General features: G+C 48.8%; 3 protein-coding genes. All 3 read right to left on the reverse strand.

Going from position 1 to position 2294, the window contains the following annotated elements; all coding sequences use genetic code 11:
- The coding region (gene trpD, locus QTO00_RS18325; protein WP_331426054.1) for an anthranilate phosphoribosyltransferase at nt 1-753 on the reverse strand (753 nt) is incomplete at its 3' end.
- Between the two features lie 11 nt (nt 754-764).
- Nucleotides 765-1355, reverse strand: coding sequence for an aminodeoxychorismate/anthranilate synthase component II (locus QTO00_RS18330; RefSeq protein ID WP_331426055.1), 591 nt, complete (start codon nt 1353-1355; stop codon nt 765-767).
- A 7-nt stretch (nt 1356-1362) separates the two neighbouring features.
- Nucleotides 1363-2294, reverse strand: a 932-nt coding sequence (locus QTO00_RS18335) for an anthranilate synthase component 1 (RefSeq protein WP_331426056.1), incomplete at its 5' end; no start/stop codon positions are given.

A 2294-nucleotide genomic window follows, 5' to 3' on the forward strand; every position in this document is an offset into this window, starting at 1 on the left:
AAAATCTGCTGGTGAAACTGTGTATTCATGAATAGCACCATCTTTGATTTCCGCTACTGTAGTTTCACCGTGAATCGCCACTTCATCTAAGCCACTACCGTGCACAACCGCTGCTCGCTTCATACCCATCTTAAGCATGGTTTCAGCGATTGGGCGAACTAACTCTTTGCTGTAAACGCCCATCAATTCTATGTTTGGACGCGCAGGGTTAATCAGTGGGCCAAGAATATTGAAAATAGTACGAGTTTTCATGGTCTGGCGCACTGGCATCGCATGGCGTACACCACTGTGATATTGCGGTGCGAACAGGAAGGCAACGCCAATTTCATCGACCGCTTTACGAGTATCTTCCGCGCTCATTGCTAAGTTAATACCGAACTTATCAAGAAGGTCAGAAGACCCCGATTTGCTTGATACGCTGCGGTTGCCGTGTTTCGCGACTTTGAGCCCACACGCTGCGGCAACAAATGCAGACGTGGTTGAGATGTTGATCGTGTCGTGACCGTCACCGCCAGTTCCCACGATGTCAGCAAAATCGTAATCTGGTTGTGGGAACGGGTTTGCATTGGCAAGCAGTGCTTTCGCTGCCCCAGCAATCTCATCTGGTGTTTCACCTTTAATCTTGAGTGCGGTTAGCGCTGAAGCCATTAGAATTTGGTCTAACTCACCACGAATAATAACGTCGAAAAGTTGTTGGCTCTCTTGCTCGCTTAGTGACTCTTGGTCATAAAGTTTATTGATAATCTGTTCCATGACGTTATTCCTTATTTGTCGTTCTTGTCCAAAGCCCACTCAATGGCGTTGGCGAGCAGTGTTGCACCGTAAGTCGTCATTATTGATTCTGGGTGGTATTGGAAACCGCATACCTTGTCTTGTTCTTGTACTACAGACATCACCAACCCATCAACCTCTGCGGTAATGGTTAACGCTTCAGGTACATGGGTTGCGACTAGCGAGTGGTAGCGTGCGATGGCTAGTGGCGAAGGTAGTTCGGCGTATGTTGCGTGGTTTTGATGTTCCATCATCGACACTTTACCGTGGATGATTTCACCGGCTCCTGCAACCGTGCCGCCGTAGGCTTCAACAATGGCTTGATGGCCCAAACAGATACCAATCATAGGCACTTTGCCTTTTAAGCGCTGAATAATCTCTGGCATTGAGCCCGCTTCTGACGGAGCGCCAGGGCCCGGCGATAACAGCACTACTGGGTTGTCTAATGCAGCGACCGTCGCCTCTATTGCCTCTGCTGCAATGTTGTTACGGTAGATAGTGACCTCATGTCCTAGTGAGCGGAACTGGTCGACGAGGTTGTAGGTAAATGAATCGAAGTTGTCGATAAAAACAATATTTGCCATCTCAGTGCTACTCCTTATGTGCTGCTTGAATAGCAGAGATTACTGCTTGAGCTTTACCATGGGTTTCGTCGGCTTCAGCTTGAGGATCTGAATCGAAAACAACTCCGGCACCTGCTTGAACTTGGGCAATACCATTTTCGACATAGGCAGAGCGGATCACGATACAGGTATCGAGCGTGCCTTCGCCAGTAAGATAGCCCACCGCGCCGCCATAGCTTCCACGGCGCGCACCTTCAACATCTCGAATCAGCTGCATTGCGCGAATTTTTGGTGCGCCAGTCAGTGTGCCCATGTTCATACAAGCTTGGTATGCGTGCAGGGCATCTAAGTCTTCGCGTAACTGACCCACAACACGAGAGACTAAGTGCATGACGTGGCTGTAACGGTCTACTTTTAGTAAATCGGCAACGTGGCGAGTCCCTGCTTGAGAAATTCGCGCTACGTCATTACGCGCCAAATCAACCAACATCATGTGTTCTGCGTTCTCTTTTTTATCAGTGCGCAGCTCAAGCTCAATGCGGCTGTCTAGATCGAAGTCAATCTCACCGTTTGGACGTTTACCACGACGACGAGTGCCTGCAATCGGGTAGATTTCGACTTGATTAGAGTGTGTTTCGTACTTCAGTGCGCTTTCCGGAGAAGCGCCAAACAGAGTAAATAGCTCATCTTGCATGTAGAACATGTAAGGGCTTGGGTTGCTCTGCTTTAACTCTTTATATGCCGCGAGTGGAGAAGGGCAAGGCAGTGTGAAACGTCGTGAAGGAACGACTTGGAAAATATCCCCTTTCACCACGAACTGTTTCAGGTCGCGAACGATCTGACAAAAATCTTCATCAGAGATACTTGGCTGAGCAAACGTATCAGTAACTGCTGTAGCCTTTGGCAGTGGCTTTAGGTTGGCGCAAGCATCGCTTATTTGGTCAATGCGTTGTGCTAGTG

The organism is Vibrio sp. M260118, assembly GCF_036533755.1.
GTDB lineage: Bacteria > Pseudomonadota > Gammaproteobacteria > Enterobacterales > Vibrionaceae > Vibrio.